The organism is Candidatus Pelagibacter sp. PS_44, from assembly GCF_059417735.1.
In genome coordinates, this window is record NZ_CM182063.1 from 445,241 (window position 1) to 464,178 (window position 18,938).

Annotated in this window: 31 protein-coding genes; 29 read left to right on the plus strand and 2 right to left on the minus strand. The window is 29.9% G+C overall.

Annotated elements, in window-relative coordinates; genetic code table 11:
- The first annotated feature begins 1 nt into the window (after position 1).
- The 28 genes from fusA to AC5SLO_RS02545 are packed head-to-tail and all read left to right on the plus strand — an operon-like array spanning position 2 to position 16,061.
- The gene (fusA, locus tag AC5SLO_RS02410) at positions 2-2,080 is read left to right on the plus strand and encodes an elongation factor G (RefSeq protein ID WP_494573599.1); all 2,079 of its coding nucleotides are present in this window, start codon (positions 2-4) and stop codon (positions 2,078-2,080) included.
- A 5-nt stretch (positions 2,081-2,085) separates the two neighbouring features.
- Positions 2,086-2,394 (plus strand): 30S ribosomal protein S10, encoded by a 309-nt coding sequence (gene rpsJ / locus AC5SLO_RS02415; RefSeq protein WP_006996810.1) that lies wholly within the window; start codon positions 2,086-2,088, stop codon positions 2,392-2,394.
- Positions 2,395-2,396: 2 nt separating this feature from the next.
- The gene (rplC, locus tag AC5SLO_RS02420) at positions 2,397-3,107 is read left to right on the plus strand and encodes a 50S ribosomal protein L3 (protein ID WP_494573600.1); all 711 of its coding nucleotides are present in this window, start codon (positions 2,397-2,399) and stop codon (positions 3,105-3,107) included.
- Positions 3,107-3,730 carry a 50S ribosomal protein L4 gene (gene rplD / locus AC5SLO_RS02425; protein ID WP_494573601.1) on the plus strand — a complete coding sequence of 208 codons (624 nt, stop codon included), beginning with the start codon at positions 3,107-3,109 and terminating at the stop codon, positions 3,728-3,730. The genes rplC and rplD overlap by 1 nt, the downstream gene beginning before the upstream one ends.
- A gap of 1 nt (position 3,731) precedes the next feature.
- A complete protein-coding gene (rplW, locus tag AC5SLO_RS02430; RefSeq protein ID WP_494573602.1) occupies positions 3,732-4,025 on the plus strand; it encodes a 50S ribosomal protein L23 in 294 nt (97 codons plus the stop codon).
- Positions 4,026-4,028: 3 nt separating this feature from the next.
- Positions 4,029-4,874: a 50S ribosomal protein L2 gene (rplB, locus tag AC5SLO_RS02435; protein ID WP_494573603.1), complete on the plus strand. Its 846-nt coding sequence runs from the start codon at positions 4,029-4,031 to the stop codon at positions 4,872-4,874.
- The gene (gene rpsS, locus AC5SLO_RS02440) at positions 4,874-5,167 is read left to right on the plus strand and encodes a 30S ribosomal protein S19 (RefSeq protein WP_494573604.1); all 294 of its coding nucleotides are present in this window, start codon (positions 4,874-4,876) and stop codon (positions 5,165-5,167) included. The genes rplB and rpsS overlap by 1 nt, the downstream gene beginning before the upstream one ends.
- Positions 5,168-5,169: 2 nt before the next feature.
- On the plus strand, positions 5,170-5,568 hold the full coding sequence (gene rplV, locus AC5SLO_RS02445; RefSeq protein WP_494573605.1) for a 50S ribosomal protein L22: 399 nt from the start codon (positions 5,170-5,172) through the stop codon (positions 5,566-5,568).
- Positions 5,552-6,232, plus strand: coding sequence for a 30S ribosomal protein S3 (gene rpsC / locus AC5SLO_RS02450; protein WP_494573606.1), 681 nt, complete (start codon positions 5,552-5,554; stop codon positions 6,230-6,232). Before rplV ends, rpsC begins: the two co-directional genes overlap by 17 nt.
- Before the next feature lie 2 nt (positions 6,233-6,234).
- Positions 6,235-6,645 carry a 50S ribosomal protein L16 gene (rplP, locus tag AC5SLO_RS02455; RefSeq protein ID WP_494573607.1) on the plus strand — a complete coding sequence of 137 codons (411 nt, stop codon included), beginning with the start codon at positions 6,235-6,237 and terminating at the stop codon, positions 6,643-6,645.
- 2 nt (positions 6,646-6,647) lie between these two features.
- Complete coding sequence (rpmC, locus tag AC5SLO_RS02460) at positions 6,648-6,839, plus strand: 50S ribosomal protein L29 (protein ID WP_347186771.1); 192 nt, start codon at positions 6,648-6,650, stop codon at positions 6,837-6,839.
- A complete protein-coding gene (gene rpsQ, locus AC5SLO_RS02465; protein WP_494573608.1) occupies positions 6,832-7,068 on the plus strand; it encodes a 30S ribosomal protein S17 in 237 nt (78 codons plus the stop codon). Before rpmC ends, rpsQ begins: the two co-directional genes overlap by 8 nt.
- Positions 7,065-7,433 carry a 50S ribosomal protein L14 gene (gene rplN / locus AC5SLO_RS02470; protein ID WP_347186773.1) on the plus strand — a complete coding sequence of 123 codons (369 nt, stop codon included), beginning with the start codon at positions 7,065-7,067 and terminating at the stop codon, positions 7,431-7,433. The genes rpsQ and rplN overlap by 4 nt, the downstream gene beginning before the upstream one ends.
- Positions 7,433-7,681, plus strand: coding sequence for a 50S ribosomal protein L24 (gene rplX, locus AC5SLO_RS02475; RefSeq protein WP_347186774.1), 249 nt, complete (start codon positions 7,433-7,435; stop codon positions 7,679-7,681). The genes rplN and rplX overlap by 1 nt, the downstream gene beginning before the upstream one ends.
- Entirely contained in the window at positions 7,681-8,235 is a 555-nt protein-coding gene (gene rplE, locus AC5SLO_RS02480; protein WP_347186775.1) for a 50S ribosomal protein L5, read from the plus strand. The genes rplX and rplE overlap by 1 nt, the downstream gene beginning before the upstream one ends.
- A gap of 2 nt (positions 8,236-8,237) precedes the next feature.
- Positions 8,238-8,543, plus strand: a complete 306-nt coding sequence (gene rpsN, locus AC5SLO_RS02485) for a 30S ribosomal protein S14 (protein WP_347186776.1) — start codon at positions 8,238-8,240, stop codon at positions 8,541-8,543.
- A 10-nt stretch (positions 8,544-8,553) separates the two neighbouring features.
- A complete protein-coding gene (gene rpsH / locus AC5SLO_RS02490) occupies positions 8,554-8,949 on the plus strand; it encodes a 30S ribosomal protein S8 (protein ID WP_347186777.1) in 396 nt (131 codons plus the stop codon).
- Positions 8,949-9,488, plus strand: coding sequence for a 50S ribosomal protein L6 (rplF, locus tag AC5SLO_RS02495; protein ID WP_347186778.1), 540 nt, complete (start codon positions 8,949-8,951; stop codon positions 9,486-9,488). Before rpsH ends, rplF begins: the two co-directional genes overlap by 1 nt.
- On the plus strand, positions 9,488-9,844 hold the full coding sequence (gene rplR / locus AC5SLO_RS02500) for a 50S ribosomal protein L18 (protein ID WP_494573609.1): 357 nt from the start codon (positions 9,488-9,490) through the stop codon (positions 9,842-9,844). The genes rplF and rplR overlap by 1 nt, the downstream gene beginning before the upstream one ends.
- 2 nt (positions 9,845-9,846) lie before the next feature.
- Complete coding sequence (rpsE, locus tag AC5SLO_RS02505; RefSeq protein WP_494573610.1) at positions 9,847-10,359, plus strand: 30S ribosomal protein S5; 513 nt, start codon at positions 9,847-9,849, stop codon at positions 10,357-10,359.
- Entirely contained in the window at positions 10,359-10,817 is a 459-nt protein-coding gene (gene rplO / locus AC5SLO_RS02510) for a 50S ribosomal protein L15 (protein ID WP_494573611.1), read from the plus strand. Before rpsE ends, rplO begins: the two co-directional genes overlap by 1 nt.
- A 10-nt stretch (positions 10,818-10,827) precedes the next feature.
- On the plus strand, positions 10,828-12,108 hold the full coding sequence (gene secY / locus AC5SLO_RS02515; protein ID WP_494573612.1) for a preprotein translocase subunit SecY: 1,281 nt from the start codon (positions 10,828-10,830) through the stop codon (positions 12,106-12,108).
- A 5-nt stretch (positions 12,109-12,113) separates the two neighbouring features.
- Positions 12,114-12,755 carry an adenylate kinase gene (locus tag AC5SLO_RS02520; RefSeq protein ID WP_494573613.1) on the plus strand — a complete coding sequence of 214 codons (642 nt, stop codon included), beginning with the start codon at positions 12,114-12,116 and terminating at the stop codon, positions 12,753-12,755.
- Positions 12,756-12,810: 55 nt separating this feature from the next.
- Positions 12,811-13,194, plus strand: a complete 384-nt coding sequence (gene rpsM, locus AC5SLO_RS02525) for a 30S ribosomal protein S13 (RefSeq protein ID WP_494573614.1) — start codon at positions 12,811-12,813, stop codon at positions 13,192-13,194.
- A 7-nt stretch (positions 13,195-13,201) separates the two neighbouring features.
- Complete coding sequence (rpsK, locus tag AC5SLO_RS02530) at positions 13,202-13,654, plus strand: 30S ribosomal protein S11 (RefSeq protein WP_494573615.1); 453 nt, start codon at positions 13,202-13,204, stop codon at positions 13,652-13,654.
- A 3-nt stretch (positions 13,655-13,657) separates the two neighbouring features.
- A complete protein-coding gene (locus tag AC5SLO_RS02535; RefSeq protein ID WP_494573616.1) occupies positions 13,658-14,686 on the plus strand; it encodes a DNA-directed RNA polymerase subunit alpha in 1,029 nt (342 codons plus the stop codon).
- Complete coding sequence (gene rplQ / locus AC5SLO_RS02540; protein ID WP_494573617.1) at positions 14,686-15,123, plus strand: 50S ribosomal protein L17; 438 nt, start codon at positions 14,686-14,688, stop codon at positions 15,121-15,123. The genes AC5SLO_RS02535 and rplQ overlap by 1 nt, the downstream gene beginning before the upstream one ends.
- A 23-nt stretch (positions 15,124-15,146) precedes the next feature.
- Positions 15,147-16,061: an RluA family pseudouridine synthase gene (locus AC5SLO_RS02545; RefSeq protein ID WP_494573618.1), complete on the plus strand. Its 915-nt coding sequence runs from the start codon at positions 15,147-15,149 to the stop codon at positions 16,059-16,061.
- On the opposite strand, the gene lipB is transcribed toward AC5SLO_RS02545, so the two are convergent.
- On the minus strand, positions 16,042-16,662 hold the full coding sequence (gene lipB / locus AC5SLO_RS02550; RefSeq protein ID WP_494573619.1) for a lipoyl(octanoyl) transferase LipB: 621 nt from the start codon (positions 16,660-16,662) through the stop codon (positions 16,042-16,044). The two genes, AC5SLO_RS02545 and lipB, sit on opposite strands and share 20 nt — an antisense overlap.
- A 62-nt stretch (positions 16,663-16,724) precedes the next feature.
- Between lipB and mgtE the strand changes: the two genes are divergently transcribed.
- Positions 16,725-18,098, plus strand: coding sequence for a magnesium transporter (gene mgtE / locus AC5SLO_RS02555; protein WP_494573620.1), 1,374 nt, complete (start codon positions 16,725-16,727; stop codon positions 18,096-18,098).
- Here the strand turns inward: mgtE and panC are convergent.
- Entirely contained in the window at positions 18,095-18,937 is an 843-nt protein-coding gene (gene panC, locus AC5SLO_RS02560) for a pantoate--beta-alanine ligase (RefSeq protein ID WP_494573621.1), read from the minus strand. The genes mgtE and panC overlap by 4 nt on opposite strands.
- Position 18,938: the final 1 nt, after the last annotated feature.

Consider the following 18,938-nt stretch of genomic DNA (forward strand, 5'->3'; position numbering starts at 1 on the left):
TATGGCTAGAACACATACTTTAGATAAATACAGAAACATTGGTATCATGGCACACATTGATGCTGGAAAAACTACTACTACAGAGAGAATATTATACTACACTGGTAAAAGTCATAAAATTGGTGAAGTACATGATGGTGCTGCAACAATGGACTGGATGGAACAAGAACAAGAAAGAGGAATAACAATTACCTCTGCCGCTACAACTTGTTTCTGGAACGATCATAGAATTAATATTATTGATACCCCTGGCCACGTAGATTTTACTATCGAAGTTGAAAGATCTCTTAAAGTTTTAGATGGAGCTGTTTGTGTTTTTGATGGTGTAGCAGGTGTAGAACCTCAATCAGAAACTGTTTGGAGACAAGCTGACAAATATAAAGTTCCAAGAATATGTTTTGTTAATAAATTAGATAGAACAGGTGCTGATTTCTATAGATGCGTTGAAATGATTAAAGATAGACTAGGTTGTACACCTCTGCCTATTCAAATTCCTATTGGTATTGAAGCAGATTTAGTGGGTGTTGTAGATTTAGTAAAAATGAAAGCACAAATTTGGAAAAATGAAGCTCTAGGTGCAGAGTGGGAGTACAAAGAAATCCCTGATGATTTAAAAGAAATTTCTCAAAAATATAGAACAGAATTAGTTGAGTTGGCTGTTGAGCAAGATGAGAAATTAATGGAAGCCTATTTAAATGGTGAAGAAATTAAAGAAGAAGATTTAATTAGATGTATAAGAAAAGGTACATTAAATTTCACTTTTGTACCAATAACAACTGGCTCTGCTTTTAAAAATAAAGGTGTACAACCACTTCTTGATGCAACAATAAATTATCTTCCAAGTCCAATTGATATTGGATCAATTAAAGGTACAAAACCTGGAACAGAAGATGAGTTAGATATGAAGTTTGATGATAAAGAGCCATTTTCTGCGTTAGCTTTTAAAGTTGCTAACGATCCATTTGTTGGATCTCTTACATTTATTAGAATTTATTCTGGTACAATTAAAACTGGTACAGCTGTATATAATACATCAAAAGACAAAGAGGAAAGAGTTGGCAGGATGTTATTAATGCATGCAAACTCTAGAGAAGATATCAAAGAAGCTAATACTGGAGATATAGTTGCTTTAGCTGGTCTTAAATATACTATTACAGGTCACACATTATGTGATGAAAGCAATCCAGTGTTACTTGAACCAATGGAATTCCCTGAACCAGTAATAGAGATTGCAGTTGAACCAAAAACAAAAGCTGACCAAGAAAAAATGGGTGAAGCCCTTGGTAGATTAGCAGCAGAAGATCCTTCATTTAGGGTTACCTCTGATGAAGAGTCAGGACAAACTATTATTAAAGGTATGGGAGAGTTACACTTAGATATTATCGTTGATAGAATGAAAAGAGAATTTAAAGTTGAAGCAAATGTAGGAGCTCCTCAAGTTGCTTATAGAGAAACTTTACAAAATCCTTCTGAATTTGAGTACACTCATAAAAAACAAAGTGGTGGTGCTGGACAATTTGCAAAAGTTAAGCTTTTAGTAGAACCACAAGAACCTGGTTCTGGAAGATTAGTTGAAAGTAAAATTAAAGGAGGAGCTATTCCTAAAGAGTTTATTCCAGGTGTTGAAAAAGGAATTGAAACAATTTCTGATGGTGGAATTTTAGCTGGATTTCCAATGATTGATTATAAAGTGACAATACTTGATGGTTTACACCACGATGTCGACTCAAGTGTTTTAGCTTTTGAATTAGCTGGAAGAGCTTGTTTTAAAGAAGCCTGTACAAGAGGAACTTTAAAACTATTAGAACCAGTAATGAGAGTTGAAGTTGTAACTCCTGAAGATTATATGGGTGATGTTATTGGAGACCTAAATAGTAGAAGAGGTCAAATTAGCACTCAAGAGCAAAGAGGAAATGCCACAGTTATTACAGCAATGGTACCTCTAGCTAATATGTTTGGTTATATTAATAGCTTAAGATCAATGTCACAAGGTAGAGCTCAATATTCAATGTTTTTTGACCATTATTCTAAAGTCCCACAAAACGTTCAGGATGAAGTAACTAAAAAGATTGCAGGCTAATCATTATGGAAAAACAAAATATAAGAATTAAATTAAGAGCATACGATAATAAAATTTTAGATGCTTCTACAGAAGAAATTGTAAACACAGTAAAAAGAACAGGTGCTACGATTAAGGGTCCAATACCTTTACCAACTAGAATTGAAAGATATACAGTTTTAAAAGGTCCACATATCGATAAAAAAAGTAGAGAACAATTTGAAACAAGAACGCATAAAAGACTAATAGATATTATAGAGCCAACACCTCAAACTGTTGAGGCTTTAATGAAACTTGATTTAGCATCAGGTGTTGATGTGGAGATTAAAATTTAATTATGAGTGAAATTGCTTTAATTGGAAAAAAAATTGGTATGACTAGGGAGTTCTATAAAACAGGACGACTAGTACCCGTTACAGTCATTAAGATGGAAAAAGCAAGAGTTATTCAAGTAATTAACGAGGATAAACGAGGATACAAGGCTGTGCAGCTTGGTTTCGGTAAAATTAAGGCTTCAAAACTTACCAAGGCAATGAAAGGTTTTTATGCTAAAAAAAATACAGAAGCAAAAAAGAAATTAAAAGAATTTAGAGTAGAAGATACCGAACAGTATAAAGAAGGCAATGAGTTTGGATTAGAAATATTTAATGAAGTAAAATTTGTTGATACCACATCCAAAACTATTGGTAAGGGTTTTGCTGGAGCAATGAAAAGACATAATTTTGGGGGATTAAGAGCCACACATGGTGTTTCAGTCTCTCACAGATCTCATGGTTCAACTGGTCAAAGACAAGATCCAGGTAAAGTTTTTAAAGGAAAAAAAATGGCTGGACATATGGGTGACAGATTAAGAACTATGCAAAATTTAGAAATCGTTAAAACCGATTTAGAAAATGAATTATTATATTTAAAAGGTTCAATTCCTGGATCAAAAAACACTGAAATTTTGGTTAAAAAATCAGTTAAAGTTATTAATAAAATGACTATTAATGAAAAAATTGTTGCTGCAGAAGAAGCTAAAAAAACACCGGATAAAAAGAAAAAATAATGAAAATTGATAAAATAAATTTAGACGGAAAAAAAGTTTCTATTGAAGTTTTAGACAAAGTTTTTGGAGCTAAAATCAATAAGAAATTAGTTGATAATGTTTTATTTAAAACAAATGCAAACTACAAGGGTAGACACGCAAAAACCAAACAACAAAATGAAATTACTGGATCTACCTCTAAAATTTATGCTCAAAAAGGAACTGGTGGTGCTAGACATGCTAGTAGAAAAGCGCCTATTTTCGTAGGTGGTGGTGTCGCACATGGTCCAAAGGGAGAGTTAGCCTACAAAAAAAGAAAATTAAATAAAAGTGAAAAAAAACTAAGTATTGCTTCATTGATAACTGAAAAAAATAAATTAAATAATCTATTAATCTTTAATGATTTTGGAAGTGAGATTAAAAAAACAAAAGAGATGAATTTAATAATCAAGAAATTTGAAATTACAAACTCATTAATTGTTTTAGATAAATTATCTAAAGAAAAAATAGAAAAATCTGTAAGAAATATTCCAAATGTTAAAGTTACAGATATTAATCATTTTAGTGCTTTTGATATAATAAAATTTAAAAAAGTAGTCTTTACTGAAAGTTCAGTTAAAGAGCTAGAAAAGAGATATTCGTAATATGGACAAGATACATCTATACGATAAGATTTTATCACCGATGGTTACTGAAAAAACCACAAATTTATCTGAGCAAAATAAAATTGTGTTTAGGGTGCCTCGTGCTGCAAACAAAACAAACTTAAAAAAAAATATTGAAAAAATTTTTAAAGTGAATGTAACAAAAATAAATATTATCAATAAACAGAATAGATCTAAAGTAACAAGAGGCAAAAAAGTTAATGTCCAAGGTTACAAAAAAGCAATAGTAACACTTAAAAAAGGTCAAAGTATTGACCTAACAACAGGAATTTAAGAAATGGCATTAAAAACTTTTAAACCATATACAAAATCAACTAGAGGAACAATTTTAGTTGATAGAACTGGACTATGGAAGGGAAAACCTTTTAAAGCTTTAGTAGAACCAAAAAGTTCTATGCGTGGAAGAAATAATAATGGTCACATAACTTCTCGTAATATGTCAGGTGGTGGACATAAGCAAATGTATAGAGTTGTAGATTTCTACCGAAAAAAAATTGATATGCCAGGTACTGTAGAAAGAATTGAGTATGATCCAAATAGATCTTGCTACATCATGCTTGTTAAGTTTGATGACGGACAACATTTTTACTATTTAGCTCCTCAAAAAATTCAAGTTGGAGATAAAGTTGAAAATGGTCCTGAAAAAGAAATTAAAGTTGGTAACTGTATGCCACTAAGAGATATTCCAGTAGGTATAAACATTCATAATGTTGAATTAAAGCCCGGAGCAGGTGGAAAAATTGCAAGATCTGCAGGAACTTCAGTTACAATCAGCGGTCTAGATGGAAATTATTCATTAATTAAGATGACCTCTGGAGAAGTTAGAAAAATTGACTCAAGATGTATGGCAACTATTGGGGTACTTTCAAATCCTGATCAAAAAAATATAAAAATAGGTAAAGCTGGTAGATCTAGATGGCTTGGTCGAAGACCTCATACTAGAGGAGTTGTGATGAACCCAGTTGATCACCCTCACGGTGGTGGTGAAGGTAAAACAGCAGGTGGAAGACACCCTGTATCACCTACGGGTCAGTCAGCCAAAGGATTAAAAACAAGAGATAATAAGAGTACTGACAAATTTATTGTAAGAAGAAGAAATAATAGGAAGGATTCTAAAAAATAATGTCTAGATCAGTGTGGAAAGGACCATTTGTTGAAGAAAGCTTGATCAAAAAAGTTGAAAAACAAAAATTAGATCCAAAAAAAATGCCTATTAAAACATGGTCAAGAAAGTCTACAATTATTCCGGAATTTGTTGGAGTAAGCTTTTTAATCTACAATGGTAAAAAATTTATTCCTGTAACGATATCAGAAGATATGGTCGGACATAAACTTGGCGAATTTTCTCCAACAAGAACATTTTTTGGACATACACCAGCTGATAAAAAAGCAAAACCAGCTGAAACGAAAAAATAATTATGAGTAAGACAAAAAAAATTAATAAATTAAAAGAAAACACTGTTAGATCAGTTAATAACAACATCAGATCTAGTGTTAGAAAACTAAATCCAATTTTAAAAGCTATAGTAGGCAAAAAAGTTGATGTTGCAATTCGAGAACTTCAATTTTCTGCTAAAAGAATTACTAAAGAAATCAGAAAAACAGTTTCATCTGCAGTTGCAAATGCAGAAAATAATAATCAATACGATATAGATAAACTAATAGTTAAAGAGGCATATTGTGGAAAAAAAGTTGTTATGAAAAGGTTTAGACCAAGAGCCAAAGGAAGAGCAGCTCCGATTTTGAAACCATATTCAACAGTTACTATAATTTTATCAGAAGCAAAAAAAATGGAGAGTCATGGGACAAAAAGTTAATCCAGTAGGTTTTAGACTTGGTGTGAATAGAGGATGGGACTCTGTTTGGTATGCAAAAAAGAAAGATTTTGGAAATTATTTAATAGAAGATTTTAAAATAAGAGAATATATCAAAAAAAATGTAGTTAATTCTGGTGTTTCAAAAGTTATGATCGAAAGAACATCAAACAAATGTTACGTTACCATTTATACTTCTCGACCAGGTTTTGTGATTGGTAAAAAAGGTAGTGATATTGATAAAATTAAAAATAATTTATCAAAATTTACTAGCAATGAAGTTACTCTAAATATTAAAGAGGTAAAAAAACCTGAAACTAATGCATATTTAGTTGCAGAAAATATTGCTCAGCAACTTGTTAAAAGAATTTCATATAGAAGAGCAATGAAAAGAGCTATGCAATCTTGTCTAAGGTTAGGAGCAAAAGGAATTAAAGTATCTATTAGTGGGAGATTAGGTGGAAATGAAATTGCAAGAACTGAATGGTTAAGAGACGGAAGCATTCCTTCTCACACTTTAAGAGCTGATATTGATTATGCTGAAGCTGAAGCACTAACTACTTTTGGGATTATTGGTATCAAAGTATGGATCTATAAAGGAGAAGTTTTTGCTAAAGAATTTAGCCAAGAAACAAATAAAATAGTACCAAAAGAGGTTAAAGAATAATTATGCTACAGCCAGTTAGAACAAAATACAGAAAAGCGCATAAAGGAAGAATTCATGGTACAGCAACACGTGCAAGTAAAATAAATTATGGATCTTATGCTTTGAAAGCAATGGCCCCAGAAAGAATTATTGGTAAACAAATTGAAGCTGCCAGAGTCGCTTTAACTAGACACATGAAAAGACAAGGCAGAGTTTGGACGAGAATTTTTCCAAATATTCCTGTTTCAAAAAAACCTGTAGAAGTACGTATGGGAAAAGGTAAGGGTGCACCAGAATATTGGGCTTGTAGAGTTAAGCCAGGCAGAATTTTATTTGAAATTGATGGTGTTTCAGAAACTATTGCTAAAGAAGCCCTTTACAAAGCTTCAGCTAAATTACCAATTAAAACTAAATTTATTAAAAGATTTGTATAAAAATGAAAAAACAAGAAATTAAAAAATTATCAAAAGATGAAGTTATCAAGAATATTGATAAATTAAAAAAAGATTTATTTAATTTTAGATTTCAAAAAATTAACTCACAAGTTACAAATCCATCTAAAATAGGACAGACTAAAAAAACTATAGCAAGATTAAAAACTATACTAAAAGGAAAGTTAAATGCCTAAAAAAATATTAACAGGAGTAGTAACTAGCGATAAAGCCAATAAAACTATAACTGTTTCAGTTGAAAGAAAATATTCACATCCTGTATTAAAGAAAGTTGTTAAAGTAAGAAAAAAATATAACGCTCATGATGAAAAAAATAAATATAAAATTGGAGACACAGTTTCAATTATTGAAAGTAAACCTTTTTCAAAAAATAAAAAGTTTCAAGTAATGGATGGATCTAAATGATACAAGTACAAACGGAATTATTAGTAGCTGATAACACTGGTGCAAAAAGAATTGAATGTATCAAAGTTTTAGGTGGTTCTAAACGTAGATATGCAAGTATTGGAGATACCATTGTAATTGCTGTTAAAGAAGCTTTACCAAAAGGTAAGGTAAAAAAAGGATCAGTTCATAAAGCTGTAGTAGTAAGAGTTAAGAAAGGCATTCATAGAGATGATGGGTCTAAAGTTAGATTTGATAACAATGCAGCTGTTCTAGTTGATGATAAAGGTGAACCTGTTGGCACAAGAATTTTTGGTCCTGTAACAAGAGAATTAAGAAATAGAGGTCAAATGAAGATTATTTCATTGGCTCCAGAGGTTTTATAATGATTAAAAAAGGTTTAAAAGTGAGAATTTTAACTGGAAGAGATAGAAAAAAAGAAGGTGAAGTTATAGAAATTGATAGACCTAATAATAGAGCAAAAGTTCAAGGAATTAACATTGTTAAAAAACATGTCAAAACAACAAAAGAAAAAAAAGGTGGAATAATTTCTAAAGAAAGCTTTATTCATTTATCTAATTTAAAACTTGTTGATGACAAATCGAAAGCAAAAAAAATTGAGGCTAAGAAATAATGACACCTAGATTAAAAGAACTTTATTACAAAGAAATCCAGCCACAGTTAAAAGAGCAGCTTGGTTTTAAAAACACTTACATGGGTCCAAAATTACAAAAAGTAGTTATAAATATGGGCCTAGGTTTAGATGGTGCGGATGCAAAAATCATGAAATCTACCGAAGAAGATTTAGGAAAAATTGCTGGCCAAAAACCAGTTGTTACTAAATTTAAAAAATCAGTTGCAAATTTTAAGACAAGAAAAGGCACAAATGCAGGATTAAAAGTTACGTTAAGAGGTAACAAGATGTATGAATTTATAGATAGATTAGTGAATATTGCCTTACCTAGAATTAAAGATTTTAGAGGCTTATCACCTAAGGGTTTTGATAAGTTTGGAAATTATACTTTTGGAATCAAAGAACATATAATTTTTCCTGAAGTTAACTTCGATAGAATTGATAAAATTAGAGGTCTTGATATTGTTGTCGTGATTTCTGCGATAAGTAAAGAGCATAGTTTTGCTCTACTAGAAAAACTTAATTTCCCGTTCATTAAAAAAGGAGATAATTAAAAATGGCAAAAGTAAGCGCAATTAATAAAAACAATAAGAGAATTAAACTTTCTGATAGGCTTTATAAAAAGAGACAAGCTTTAAAGAAGATTGTAATGGATAAGAAAATATCATTAGAAGAAAGATTTAAAGCTCAACAAAAATTATCAAATTTACCACGTAATTCTGCAAAAAATAGAGTTATGAACAGATGTCAAATTACAGGTAGACCGCATGGTGTTTACAGAAAATTAAAAATATCAAGAATAGCCTTAAGAGACTTGGGACTGCATGGATTAATTCCTGGCATGACTAAGTCCAGTTGGTAGAAAGGATAATATGAGTTTAAGTGACCCAATTGGGGATATGATTGCAAGAATAAAGAACGCTCTACTTAGAAACCATAAAAAAGTATCACTGCCTTCTTCTAACTTTAAAGTTAAGATTGCAGATATTTTAAAAAGTGAAGGCTTTATAAAAGATTATAAAATTGAAACAGATGATAAAAAACCAACATTATCTGTTGACCTTAAGTATTACTCAGGAAATCCAGTAATTAGCACTTTTGAAAGAGTGTCTAAACCAGGAAGAAGAATATTTTCTAGTGCTGATAGCTTACCAAAAATTAACGGTGGTCTTGGAATAGCAATTGTATCAACACCAAAAGGTGTAATGACTGATATTGAAGCTAGAAAACAAAAAGTAGGTGGCGAAATTATTTGTAAGGTATTTTAATGTCTAAAATTGGTAAAATAAGTATTTCAATCCCAGAAAAAGTAAAAGCAGTTCTATCTGGCAATGTTTTGAACATAGAGGGGCCATTAGGTAAAAAATCGTTAAACGTTGATTTAGATATGTTTAATGTAGATATTGCTGAAGGCAAAGAAATATCAATTAAACCAAAAAAATTAGATCAAAATTCAAAAAGATTATGGGGCATGAATAGAAGTCTAATAAATAATGCAGTAATTGGTTCAAGTAAAGGCTATGAAAAAACACTTGAGCTTGTAGGAGTTGGTTATAGAGCTGCCCTTAAAGACAAACAGCTAAATTTACAGCTAGGTTACAGTCATGATATAAACTTTGATATCCCTGAAGGTATTAAAATTGCTGTAGAAAAACAAACTATAGTTAAAGTTAGTGGATCAGACAAACAACAAGTGGGAATGGTTGTTTCAAAAATAAAATCTTTTAGAAAGCCAGAACCTTATAAGGGCAAAGGTATAAGAGAAAAAGGACAGTATATTTTAAGAAAAGAAGGAAAGAAAAAATAATGAAATTAAACACAATTCAAAGAAAAAAGTTTAGAGTAACTGGAAAGTTAAAAAAGGTATCTTCTCCAGACAGACTAAGATTGAGTATTTCTAGATCTGCAAATAATATTTCAGCTCAAATTATTGATGATACAAAAAATATAACTGTGGTCTCATGCTCATCTGTAGAAAAAGATATCAGGGCAATGGATAAAACTAACAAAACTGAAATTTCAAAAATTGTAGCTGAAAAATTAGCAAAAAAAGCACAAGAAAAAAAGATAACAAAAATATATTTTGATAGAGGAATATATAAATATCACGGTAGAGTTAAGGCTTTTGCTGATACTTTACGTAAAAATGGAATGGAATTTTAATTATGGATTTTAAAAATAAGAACGATGACGGTATCTTAGAAAAATTAGTTCACATCAATAGAATTACAAAAGTTGTAAAAGGTGGACGTAGGTTTGGTTTTTCAGCACTTGTGGTTGTTGGAAATCAAGCAGGAAAAATTGGTATAGCTCACGCAAAAGCAAAACAAGTACCTGATGCTATAAAGAAAGCTAATGAAACAGCACGTAGAAAATTAATACATATTCCACTTAGAGAAGGAAGAACTATTCACCATGATGTTTATGGTAAAGATGGTGCTGGTAAAATTGTTTTAAGATCAGCTCCTAAAGGAACCGGTATTATTGCTGGTGGACCTGTTAGGTCTGTTTGCGAAGTTTTAGGTATAAAAGATATTGTTGCAAAATCTATGGGAACATCTAACCCACATAATATGATTAGAGCAACAATGAAAGCTTTATCAAAACAAAATTCACCAAAACACATAGCAACGATTAGAAATAAAAAAATTTCTGATGTAATTGAAAAAAGAGGATAATGAGCACACTTAATACAACTGGAAAAGTTACAAAGAAAAAAATTAGAGTAGGTAGAGGTATTGGATCTGGTAAGGGTAAAACATCTGGAAGAGGTGTGAAAGGTCAAAAGTCAAGATCTGGTGTAGCAATAAAAGCTTTTGAAGGTGGACAAATGCCTTTATATAGAAGACTGCCTAAAAGAGGATTTAATGCAATCAAAAGATACCAGGCAGCAATTGCAATTATTAATTTAGAAAAAATTCAATCATTTATTGATGAAAAAACTATCAATTCAAGTGATGTTATTAATATAGCTTTATTAAAAAAATTAAAATTGATTAATAAAAACTCAGATAAATTAAAAATCCTTGGTACAGGAGAGATCAAAGATAAAATAAATATTGAAGCTGATTTAATCTCAAAGTCCGCAGTAGAAAAACTTGAAAAAGCAGGTGGATCAATACAGTTAAAAAAATAATTAAGATATTATGAGTGCATCTTCTCAAACTAATGATCTTAAAAATCGAATAATTTTTACAATATTTATTCTAGCAGTCTACAGATTTGGTACATTTGTACCTCTTCCAGGTATTGACCCAGATCAATTGCAGGTAATGATGGATGGTAATCAAAAAGGGTTGCTAGGCATGTTTAATGTTTTTGCAGGAGGAGCTGTTAGTAGAATGGCTATATTTGCATTAGGTATAATGCCTTATATTTCCTCATCTATTATTGTTCAGTTGTTAACTGGTGTTTCTGATTACTTTAAGCACTTAAAATCTCAAGGTGAAACAGGTAGAGCAAAAATTACTCAAATTACAAGATACGGAACTGTTTTGCTTGCTACAATTCAAGGTTACGGATTATCGATTGGTCTAGAGTCTTCACCAAACTTAGTTATAAACCCAGGTCTATTTTTTAAAATAACTACTGTTTCAACTATTGTTGCTGGCACAATGTTTTTAATGTGGTTAGGTGAGCAAATTACACAAAGAGGGATTGGAAACGGTATCTCGCTAATTATTTTTGCTGGTATAGTTGCTGAAATACCAAGAGCTTTAGTTACTACTTTTGAGTTAGGTAGAACAGGAGCTGTTTCAACATTCATGATTATAGCAATATTTGTTTTATTAATTGCCACAATAATGTTTATCGTTTTTATGGAAAGAGCATTAAGAAAAATTCTTATAAACTATCCAAAAAGACAAATGGGTAACAAAATGTATGGTGGAGAGTCTTCTCATTTACCTTTAAAGATAAACCAAGCTGGAGTTATCCCTGCTATTTTTGCTTCTGCTTTATTGTTATTACCAGTGACTTTTTCAGGATTTAGCTTTTCTGACAATGATACATTTTTAAATATAAGTTCTTATTTTACGCAAGGTCAGCCTCTTTATATGATCTTATATGCTTCAGGAATAATATTTTTTACTTTTTTTTATACATCAATTACTTTTAATCCGACTGAGACTGCAGATAATTTAAGAAAATATGGAGGGTTTGTTCCTGGAATTAGACCTGGTGAAAATACAGCATTATATATTGAAAAAATTATAACAAAACTTACAACAATTGGCGCTCTTTATTTAACATTAGTCTGTTTAATGCCTGAGTTTTTAATTGCAAATTATCCAATACCTTTTTACTTGGGTGGAACATCAATCCTAATTGTTGTTGTTGTAGCAATTGATACCGTAACTCAAATACAAACTAGATTAATGAGCTCTCAATACGAGCAATTAATAAAAAAAACAAAATTCGGTAAGTAAAAATCGTGAATATAATTTTATTTGGACCCCCAGGTGCTGGAAAGGGGACTCAAGCACAGTTCATTGTAAAGAAGCATAATTATTTTCAATTATCAACGGGTAATTTATTAAGAAATGAAGTTAAGCTAAATACTGAACTTGGAAGTAAAATTGAAGAACTTATTTCAAACGGAAAATTTGTTTCAGATGAAATAGTGAATAAATTGCTGAAACAATCAATTACTAATTTAAAATTTAGAGATAGAATTATATTTGATGGCTATCCAAGAAATGTCGAGCAAGCAATTAATTTAGAAATTATATTGAATGAATTTAATCAATCTATAGGTCATACAATATTCTTAAATGTTTCAAGAGATATTATTGAAAAACGTATTATGGGAAGAATGACCTGTGATATATGCAGTATGACTTTAAACGCTTATTTTAACAAAAAAGAAATTGAATTACATCCCTGTGGTGCTGAACATTTAAAAAAAAGAAAAGATGATAATTTAGAAGTGGTCATCGCAAGATACGATACTTATATGACGGCTACAAAACCTGTATTAGATTTTTATATTAAAAATTCAAATTTCACAGAAATTGATGGAGCAGATGAAATTGGTCAAATTACCAATAAAATTAATGATATTCTTAAGGTTTAAGACGTTGACTTTGGAACATCTTCTTATATAAAAGGCTAAATTTATTCTCAAAAATATGGCTCGTATAGCAGGTGTAAATATTCCGCAAAACAAACTTGTTCACATAGGACTTACCTATATCTATGGTATTGGTGATAAGTTTTCTAATCAGATTTGTACATCACTTGAAATTCCCAGAGAAAAAAGAATTAATGAACTTACTGACGAAGATATTCTAAAAATTAGAGAATATATTGACTCAAACTTTAAAGTAGAGGGTGACTTAAGAAGAGATTATTCTTTAACCATAAAAAGATTAATCGATCTTGCTTGTTACAGAGGGTCTCGTCACAGAAAAAAACTTCCTGTTAGAGGGCAAAGAACAAGATGTAATGCAAGAACAAGAAAAGGTAAGGCGATCGCGATTGCAGGAAAAAAATTAACACCACTTAAAAAATAATTTATTTATGGCTAAAGTTGACAAAGTTGAAAATAAGGATGCTGTTGTAGAAAAAAAAGCTGATAAAAAATCTAAAAAAAGCTCATATTCTAAAAAAAAGAAGATAAAGAAAAATATTCTTAATGGTATTGCTTATGTGCAATCAACATTTAATAATACAATAATATCCATCGCAGATACTAATGGTAACGTTATTTCATGGGCTTCGGCAGGACAAAAAGGATTCAAAGGTTCAAGAAAATCAACTCCATATGCTGCACAAATTGCTGCAGACTCTGCCGCATCTAAAGCTTTAGAGTACGGAATGAAAACTTTATCAGTTGAGGTTAAAGGACCTGGTTCAGGAAGAGAAACTGCTTTGAGAGCTTTACAAGCAAGAGGTTTTAAAATTCTTTCAATTAAAGATACTACACCAATGCCACATAACGGCGTAAGACCACCAAAAAAAAGGAGAGTTTAATAAATGGAAAGTTTAAATGTAAATGCAAAAAATTGGAAAGCATTAATTAAACCAGCCCAATTAGATGTAAAAATTAATGATGATAAATCACATGCAAAAATTATAGCAGAACCTTTGGAAAAAGGTTATGGATTAACATTAGGAAATTCACTAAGAAGAATTTTACTTTCATCTATAAGAGGAGCCGCTGTAACTTCTATTCAAATTGATGGTGTGCTACATGAATTTACATCTATAAAAGGTGTTAGAGAAGATGTAACAGATATAGTTCTTAACGTTAAATCTTTAGCATTAAAAAGCTCATCTGAAAGTACTAAAAAACTTATTTTAGACGCTAAAGGTCCTGGTGAAATTAAAGCCTCTGATATAACACCAGTTACTGATATTGAAATTTTAAATCCAGATTTAGTTATCTGTAACCTTGATGAAAATACACATTTTCACATGGAAATGAATGTTGGCACAGGTAAAGGTTATGTTCCTGCTGTAATGAATAAACCTGAGGAACCACCATTAGGTTTAATAGCAATAGACTCTTTATATAGCCCAGTTAAAAAAGTTTCTTTTTCTGTTAGCACAGCTAGAGAAGGAAAAGCTCTTGATTACGATAAGTTAACTATGGAAGTTGAAACAAATGGTTCAATTTCAGCTGAAGATGCAGTTGCTTATTCTGCTAGAATTTTTCAAGATCAACTAAATATGTTTGTTAATTTTGATGAACCAGTTGAAGCTCCTATAAAAGAAGTGTCAACTGAACCAGAATTTAATAAGAACTTATTAAGAAAAGTTGATGAACTTGAATTATCAGTACGTTCTATGAATTGCTTAAAGAATGATAACATAATTTACATTGGTGATTTAGTTCAAAAATCTGAAGGTGAAATGCTTAGAACACCTAATTTTGGTAGAAAGTCATTGAATGAGATTAAAGAAGTATTAACTGGCATGTCTTTATATCTTGGTATGGAAATACCTAACTGGCCACCAGATAATATTGCTGAAATGTCTAAGAAGTTAGAGGAACAGATCTAATGAGACATGGAATGGCCAATAAGAAGTTAAACAGAACTTCTGAACATAGAAAAGCTTTATTGAAGAATATGCTAAATTCTTTAATAAAATATGAACAGATTACAACGACACTCCCAAAGGCTAAATTCCTAAAACCTCAAGCAGACAAGATTATAACACTTGGAAAAAAAGAAACTTTACAAACTACAAAAATGTTAATGTCAAAACTACAAGATATTTCATCAGCAAATAAGGTTAAAAAAACTTTATCTAAAAGATATGCTTCTAGAAATGGTGGTTATACTCGAATAGTTAAGGCAGGTTTTAGATATGGTGACAATGCACCAATGGCAGTAATTGAATTTGTTGATAGAGATGTAGAAGCTAAAAGAGTTGATAGAAAGAAAAAAGACGTTTCAAAAGATAAAACTGAAGAGAAAAAATTAGCTACTGCTTAATTTTTATATAATAATATAACATCATGAAAAAGTCATTCAACGTTGATTCAACGTTTAACGATATGCGTATCGATAGATGGATTCGTAATAATCTTGGCAATTATCCACAAAGCTTAATTGAAAAAAGTTTAAAAAGTGGAAAAATAAAAATAAACACTAAAAAAGTAAAAAGCTCACATAAAGTTAAATCTGGTGATGTGATTAATATTTTTAATTTTGATTTTAAAGAAACTATAGTTCAAAAAACAATTAAATTTGTTCCTACAGAAGAGGTTATTAAGGAAAATGAGGATTTGATTATTGATAACAACGAAGATTTTATTGTTTTAAATAAGAGTGCAGGTATTTCAGTTCAAGGAGGAACTAAGTCTAAAAAAAATCTAGTAGATATTTTTGCTCGAAGTGAGATTTTTCAAAATACTAAACCTTTTTCAGTTCATAGATTAGATAAAGATACCTCAGGTGTTTTTATTATGGCCAAACATAGAGAGTCAGCCCAACTATTAACATCTCTCTTTAGACTAAGAAAAGTTCACAAAACTTATCTTGCCATTTGTCATGGTGAACTAGATAAAGACTCTGGTGAATGGAATAATGATTTAACAAGGTATGATAATGATAAACAAATAGTTGAAAAAGCCAGAACTCTTTATAAGGTTTTAGATAAAAATTCTATATGTAGCTTAATTGAAATGAAACCTATTACGGGACGAAAACACCAATTAAGAAAACAACTTTATGCTGTCGGATGCCCTATTTATGGAGACCAAAAATATAAATTTAGTAATACTGACAAGGCAATTAATAAGAATTTAATGCTACATTCATATCAAATTAAATTTATGATAAAGGATAAGAAGTATACCTACACAGCTTTGTTACCTGATTATTTTAAAAAACTTTTAAAAACTAAAAGACTTAGACTTCCAAATTCTTAGAAAATTTATCAATAACGATATCTTTTAAATTCTCATAATTTTGGTTATTGATCATTTTAAGATTAGTCACACCTTTATCTGAAATACCACAAGGTATTATTTTTTTATAATTATTAAGATCATTATCAATATTGATTGCAAAACCATGATAAGCAATCCACTTACTCACTCTAACTCCAATTGCTGCGACTTTACTAATTTCATCATTATGCTTAATCCAAATTCCTATATTTTTAGGATCTCCAAAAGTTTTGATATTAAATTCTAATAAACTTTGAATAATTGTTTTTTCAATTAATGTAATAAATTTTCTAATATCTTTTTCTCTCTTTTTTAAATCGATAACAAAGTAGCAAATTAGTTGTCCTGGCCCATGATAAGTAATTTTGCCACCACGATTTGTTTTAACTAGATTTATTTCATTATTGAGAACTTCCTCTGATTTATAGCTGGTACCAGCGGTAAATACTTCTTCATGTTCAAGAATCCAAATTAGTTCATTACTTTTACCACTATTTATTTCAATCAGTCTATTTTCTAAGAAATTTATAGCATCTTGGTATTTTACTGGTTTTGTTGACTTTTTTATCTCTATCTTCATTTATAAATTGTATTATTCTTATTATACACTATTAGTGCAAAAATTGATTTATAGGTAAATTTATGTCTTTAATAAAAAAAATAAAAGATAAAAAAGTTAATTTTGAATTTAACAAAGAGTATATAAAAGTAGTTACTTCAAAGATTAGCAATAATGATGCTGAATTTATTACAAATTCTTTTAATGAAATGCATCCAGCTGATGCTGCTGATATTATTGAACACTTAAATCAAAGTGATAGAGAAAGTTTAATCAAACTTAATAAATTTAATATCGATCCTCAAGTTTTTATTGAATTAAATGAAGCAATACAATCTGAAATTATAGCCTATCTATCACCTGAAAGCATTGTTAGACTTTTAAAAAATCTTGAGTCTGACGATGCCATCACAATATTAGAAAATGTAGAAGAAAAAGATAAAAATTCTATATTAAGCTCTTTACCACCTAAAGATCGTTTCGCATTATTGGAAAGTTTAAGTTATCCAGAAGATACAGCAGCGAGAATTATGCAACGAGAATTTACAGCAATTCCAAGCAATTGGTCTGTAGGTCAAACGATAGATTATTTAAGAGATAATAAAGATTTACCTGAAGAATTTTTAGAAATTTTCATAATTGATGAGGATTTTAAACCAATAGGAACCGTTCCTTCTTCTAAAGTTTTAACCACTTCACGAGAAACAAAAATGTTGTCTATTATGTCAGAATCTCAATTATTAATTCCCGTTGATATGGACAAAGAAGAAGTGGGCCATGTTTTTGAAAATTATAATTTAAATTCAGCTGCAGTTGTAGACAAAACTAATAAGTTAGTTGGAATGATTATGTATGATGATATTTTGACAGTCCTTAAAGAAGAAGCAGAAGAAGATGCTTTAAGATTGGCTGGGGTAGGAGATGAGGAAATTACAGATGGTGTTTTTAAAAAGACAAGACGTAGATTTAATTGGCTATTATTAAATTTATTTACTGCTTTTTTAGCAACATGGGTTATTAGTTTATTTGGTGCTACTATAGAACAAATGGTTGTGCTGGCATTTTTAATGCCAATTGTTGCTTCAATGGGTGGTAATGCAGGAATGCAAACTTTAGCTGTAACAGTTAGAACTTTAGCAACTAACGATTTAACTAAAAATAATTTTACACAAAATATTCTCAAAGAATTTAATATAGGTATTTTAAATGGAATTATTTTTGCAGTAATTAGTGCATTAATAGTTCAATTATGGTTTCAGGATAATTTACTTTCATTGATTATTTCTATGTCCATGATTATTACAATGATGGTAGCAGGTTTATTTGGAATTGTTGTACCCATTACTTTAAAAAAGATGAGCATAGACCCAGCAATTGCTTCAAGTGTATTTGTTACAACAATTACAGATGTTATTGGTTTTGTATCTTTTCTAGGAGTAAGTGCGTATTTTCTTTAAAAGTTATCTATAAGTCGAATACCATTTAAATAATAAGCAACAAATAATTTGAAATTATGTTTTTTAATTTTTTTACTCAAATTTATAAGATTTCTACATTCTAAATATTCAATCTTTATATTAAATTTTTTTACAAGATTATGAGAGGCTTTTTTTATTAAGTTTTTATCTTTAATATTTTTTTTGATCAATTTCTTTAATTTGAATAATTCACCAGCAATTGTTCCAGCTATTTTTAGATTATGAGCATTTAATAAAAAATTTCTCGTAGATAAAGCTGCTTTATTAGAGTCTCTGATAGTTTTACAAACATTAACTTTAGTTTTATATTTTTTCTCAATAAAATTACGTACTAAAAAGAATTGTTGATAATCTTTTTCACCCATCCAAATAATTTTTGGTCTTATTATGTTTATTAAACGGTCTAAAACATCAATAACTCCTTCAAAATGACCTTTTCTAAATTTAGCACATAATATTTTTTGTGATTTTTTTAATAAAATTTTGTTCAGTTTTTTTTTACCATAAATCTGATCTACTGAAGGAATAAAAAGATAGTCAATCTTTAATTTCTTAAGAAGCTTAATGTCTTTATTAAGGTTTCTAGGATATGTTTTATAATCTTTTTTGCTGTTAAACTGCGAGGGGTTTACAAAAATACTTACTAGAGTTTTTTCACATCTTTTTTTGGAAATATTTATAAGTGAAACATGGCCTTTATGTAAACCACCCATTGTAGGAACAAATCCCAGTCCTTTCTCTTGGGCTAGTGCCTTATTTAAATCAACTATCTTTCGTATTAATTTCATTTGTAATAATAGTATTAATAAGTAAAACATT

Coding starts and splice junctions, on each gene's coding strand:
- rplR (WP_494573609.1), top strand. CDS start 9,488: ATGAAATTAAACACAATTCAAAGAAAAAAGTTTAGAGTAACTGGAAAG.
- rpsN (WP_347186776.1), top strand. CDS start 8,238: ATGGCAAAAGTAAGCGCAATTAATAAAAACAATAAGAGAATTAAACTT.
- rplO (WP_494573611.1), top strand. CDS start 10,359: ATGAGCACACTTAATACAACTGGAAAAGTTACAAAGAAAAAAATTAGA.
- rpsC (WP_494573606.1), top strand. CDS start 5,552: ATGGGACAAAAAGTTAATCCAGTAGGTTTTAGACTTGGTGTGAATAGA.
- rplX (WP_347186774.1), top strand. CDS start 7,433: ATGATTAAAAAAGGTTTAAAAGTGAGAATTTTAACTGGAAGAGATAGA.
- secY (WP_494573612.1), top strand. CDS start 10,828: ATGAGTGCATCTTCTCAAACTAATGATCTTAAAAATCGAATAATTTTT.
- mgtE (WP_494573620.1), top strand. CDS start 16,725: ATGTCTTTAATAAAAAAAATAAAAGATAAAAAAGTTAATTTTGAATTT.
- rplF (WP_347186778.1), top strand. CDS start 8,949: ATGTCTAAAATTGGTAAAATAAGTATTTCAATCCCAGAAAAAGTAAAA.
- rpmC (WP_347186771.1), top strand. CDS start 6,648: ATGAAAAAACAAGAAATTAAAAAATTATCAAAAGATGAAGTTATCAAG.
- rpsS (WP_494573604.1), top strand. CDS start 4,874: ATGTCTAGATCAGTGTGGAAAGGACCATTTGTTGAAGAAAGCTTGATC.
- lipB (WP_494573619.1), bottom strand. CDS start 16,662: ATGAAGATAGAGATAAAAAAGTCAACAAAACCAGTAAAATACCAAGAT.
- AC5SLO_RS02535 (WP_494573616.1), top strand. CDS start 13,658: ATGGAAAGTTTAAATGTAAATGCAAAAAATTGGAAAGCATTAATTAAA.
- rplE (WP_347186775.1), top strand. CDS start 7,681: ATGACACCTAGATTAAAAGAACTTTATTACAAAGAAATCCAGCCACAG.
- rplQ (WP_494573617.1), top strand. CDS start 14,686: ATGAGACATGGAATGGCCAATAAGAAGTTAAACAGAACTTCTGAACAT.
- panC (WP_494573621.1), bottom strand. CDS start 18,937: ATGTTTTACTTATTAATACTATTATTACAAATGAAATTAATACGAAAG.
- AC5SLO_RS02545 (WP_494573618.1), top strand. CDS start 15,147: ATGAAAAAGTCATTCAACGTTGATTCAACGTTTAACGATATGCGTATC.
- rpsJ (WP_006996810.1), top strand. CDS start 2,086: ATGGAAAAACAAAATATAAGAATTAAATTAAGAGCATACGATAATAAA.
- rpsM (WP_494573614.1), top strand. CDS start 12,811: ATGGCTCGTATAGCAGGTGTAAATATTCCGCAAAACAAACTTGTTCAC.
- rplB (WP_494573603.1), top strand. CDS start 4,029: ATGGCATTAAAAACTTTTAAACCATATACAAAATCAACTAGAGGAACA.
- rplC (WP_494573600.1), top strand. CDS start 2,397: ATGAGTGAAATTGCTTTAATTGGAAAAAAAATTGGTATGACTAGGGAG.
- fusA (WP_494573599.1), top strand. CDS start 2: ATGGCTAGAACACATACTTTAGATAAATACAGAAACATTGGTATCATG.
- rplP (WP_494573607.1), top strand. CDS start 6,235: ATGCTACAGCCAGTTAGAACAAAATACAGAAAAGCGCATAAAGGAAGA.
- rplD (WP_494573601.1), top strand. CDS start 3,107: ATGAAAATTGATAAAATAAATTTAGACGGAAAAAAAGTTTCTATTGAA.
- rplW (WP_494573602.1), top strand. CDS start 3,732: ATGGACAAGATACATCTATACGATAAGATTTTATCACCGATGGTTACT.
- rpsK (WP_494573615.1), top strand. CDS start 13,202: ATGGCTAAAGTTGACAAAGTTGAAAATAAGGATGCTGTTGTAGAAAAA.
- rpsE (WP_494573610.1), top strand. CDS start 9,847: ATGGATTTTAAAAATAAGAACGATGACGGTATCTTAGAAAAATTAGTT.
- rpsH (WP_347186777.1), top strand. CDS start 8,554: ATGAGTTTAAGTGACCCAATTGGGGATATGATTGCAAGAATAAAGAAC.
- rplN (WP_347186773.1), top strand. CDS start 7,065: ATGATACAAGTACAAACGGAATTATTAGTAGCTGATAACACTGGTGCA.
- rplV (WP_494573605.1), top strand. CDS start 5,170: ATGAGTAAGACAAAAAAAATTAATAAATTAAAAGAAAACACTGTTAGA.
- rpsQ (WP_494573608.1), top strand. CDS start 6,832: ATGCCTAAAAAAATATTAACAGGAGTAGTAACTAGCGATAAAGCCAAT.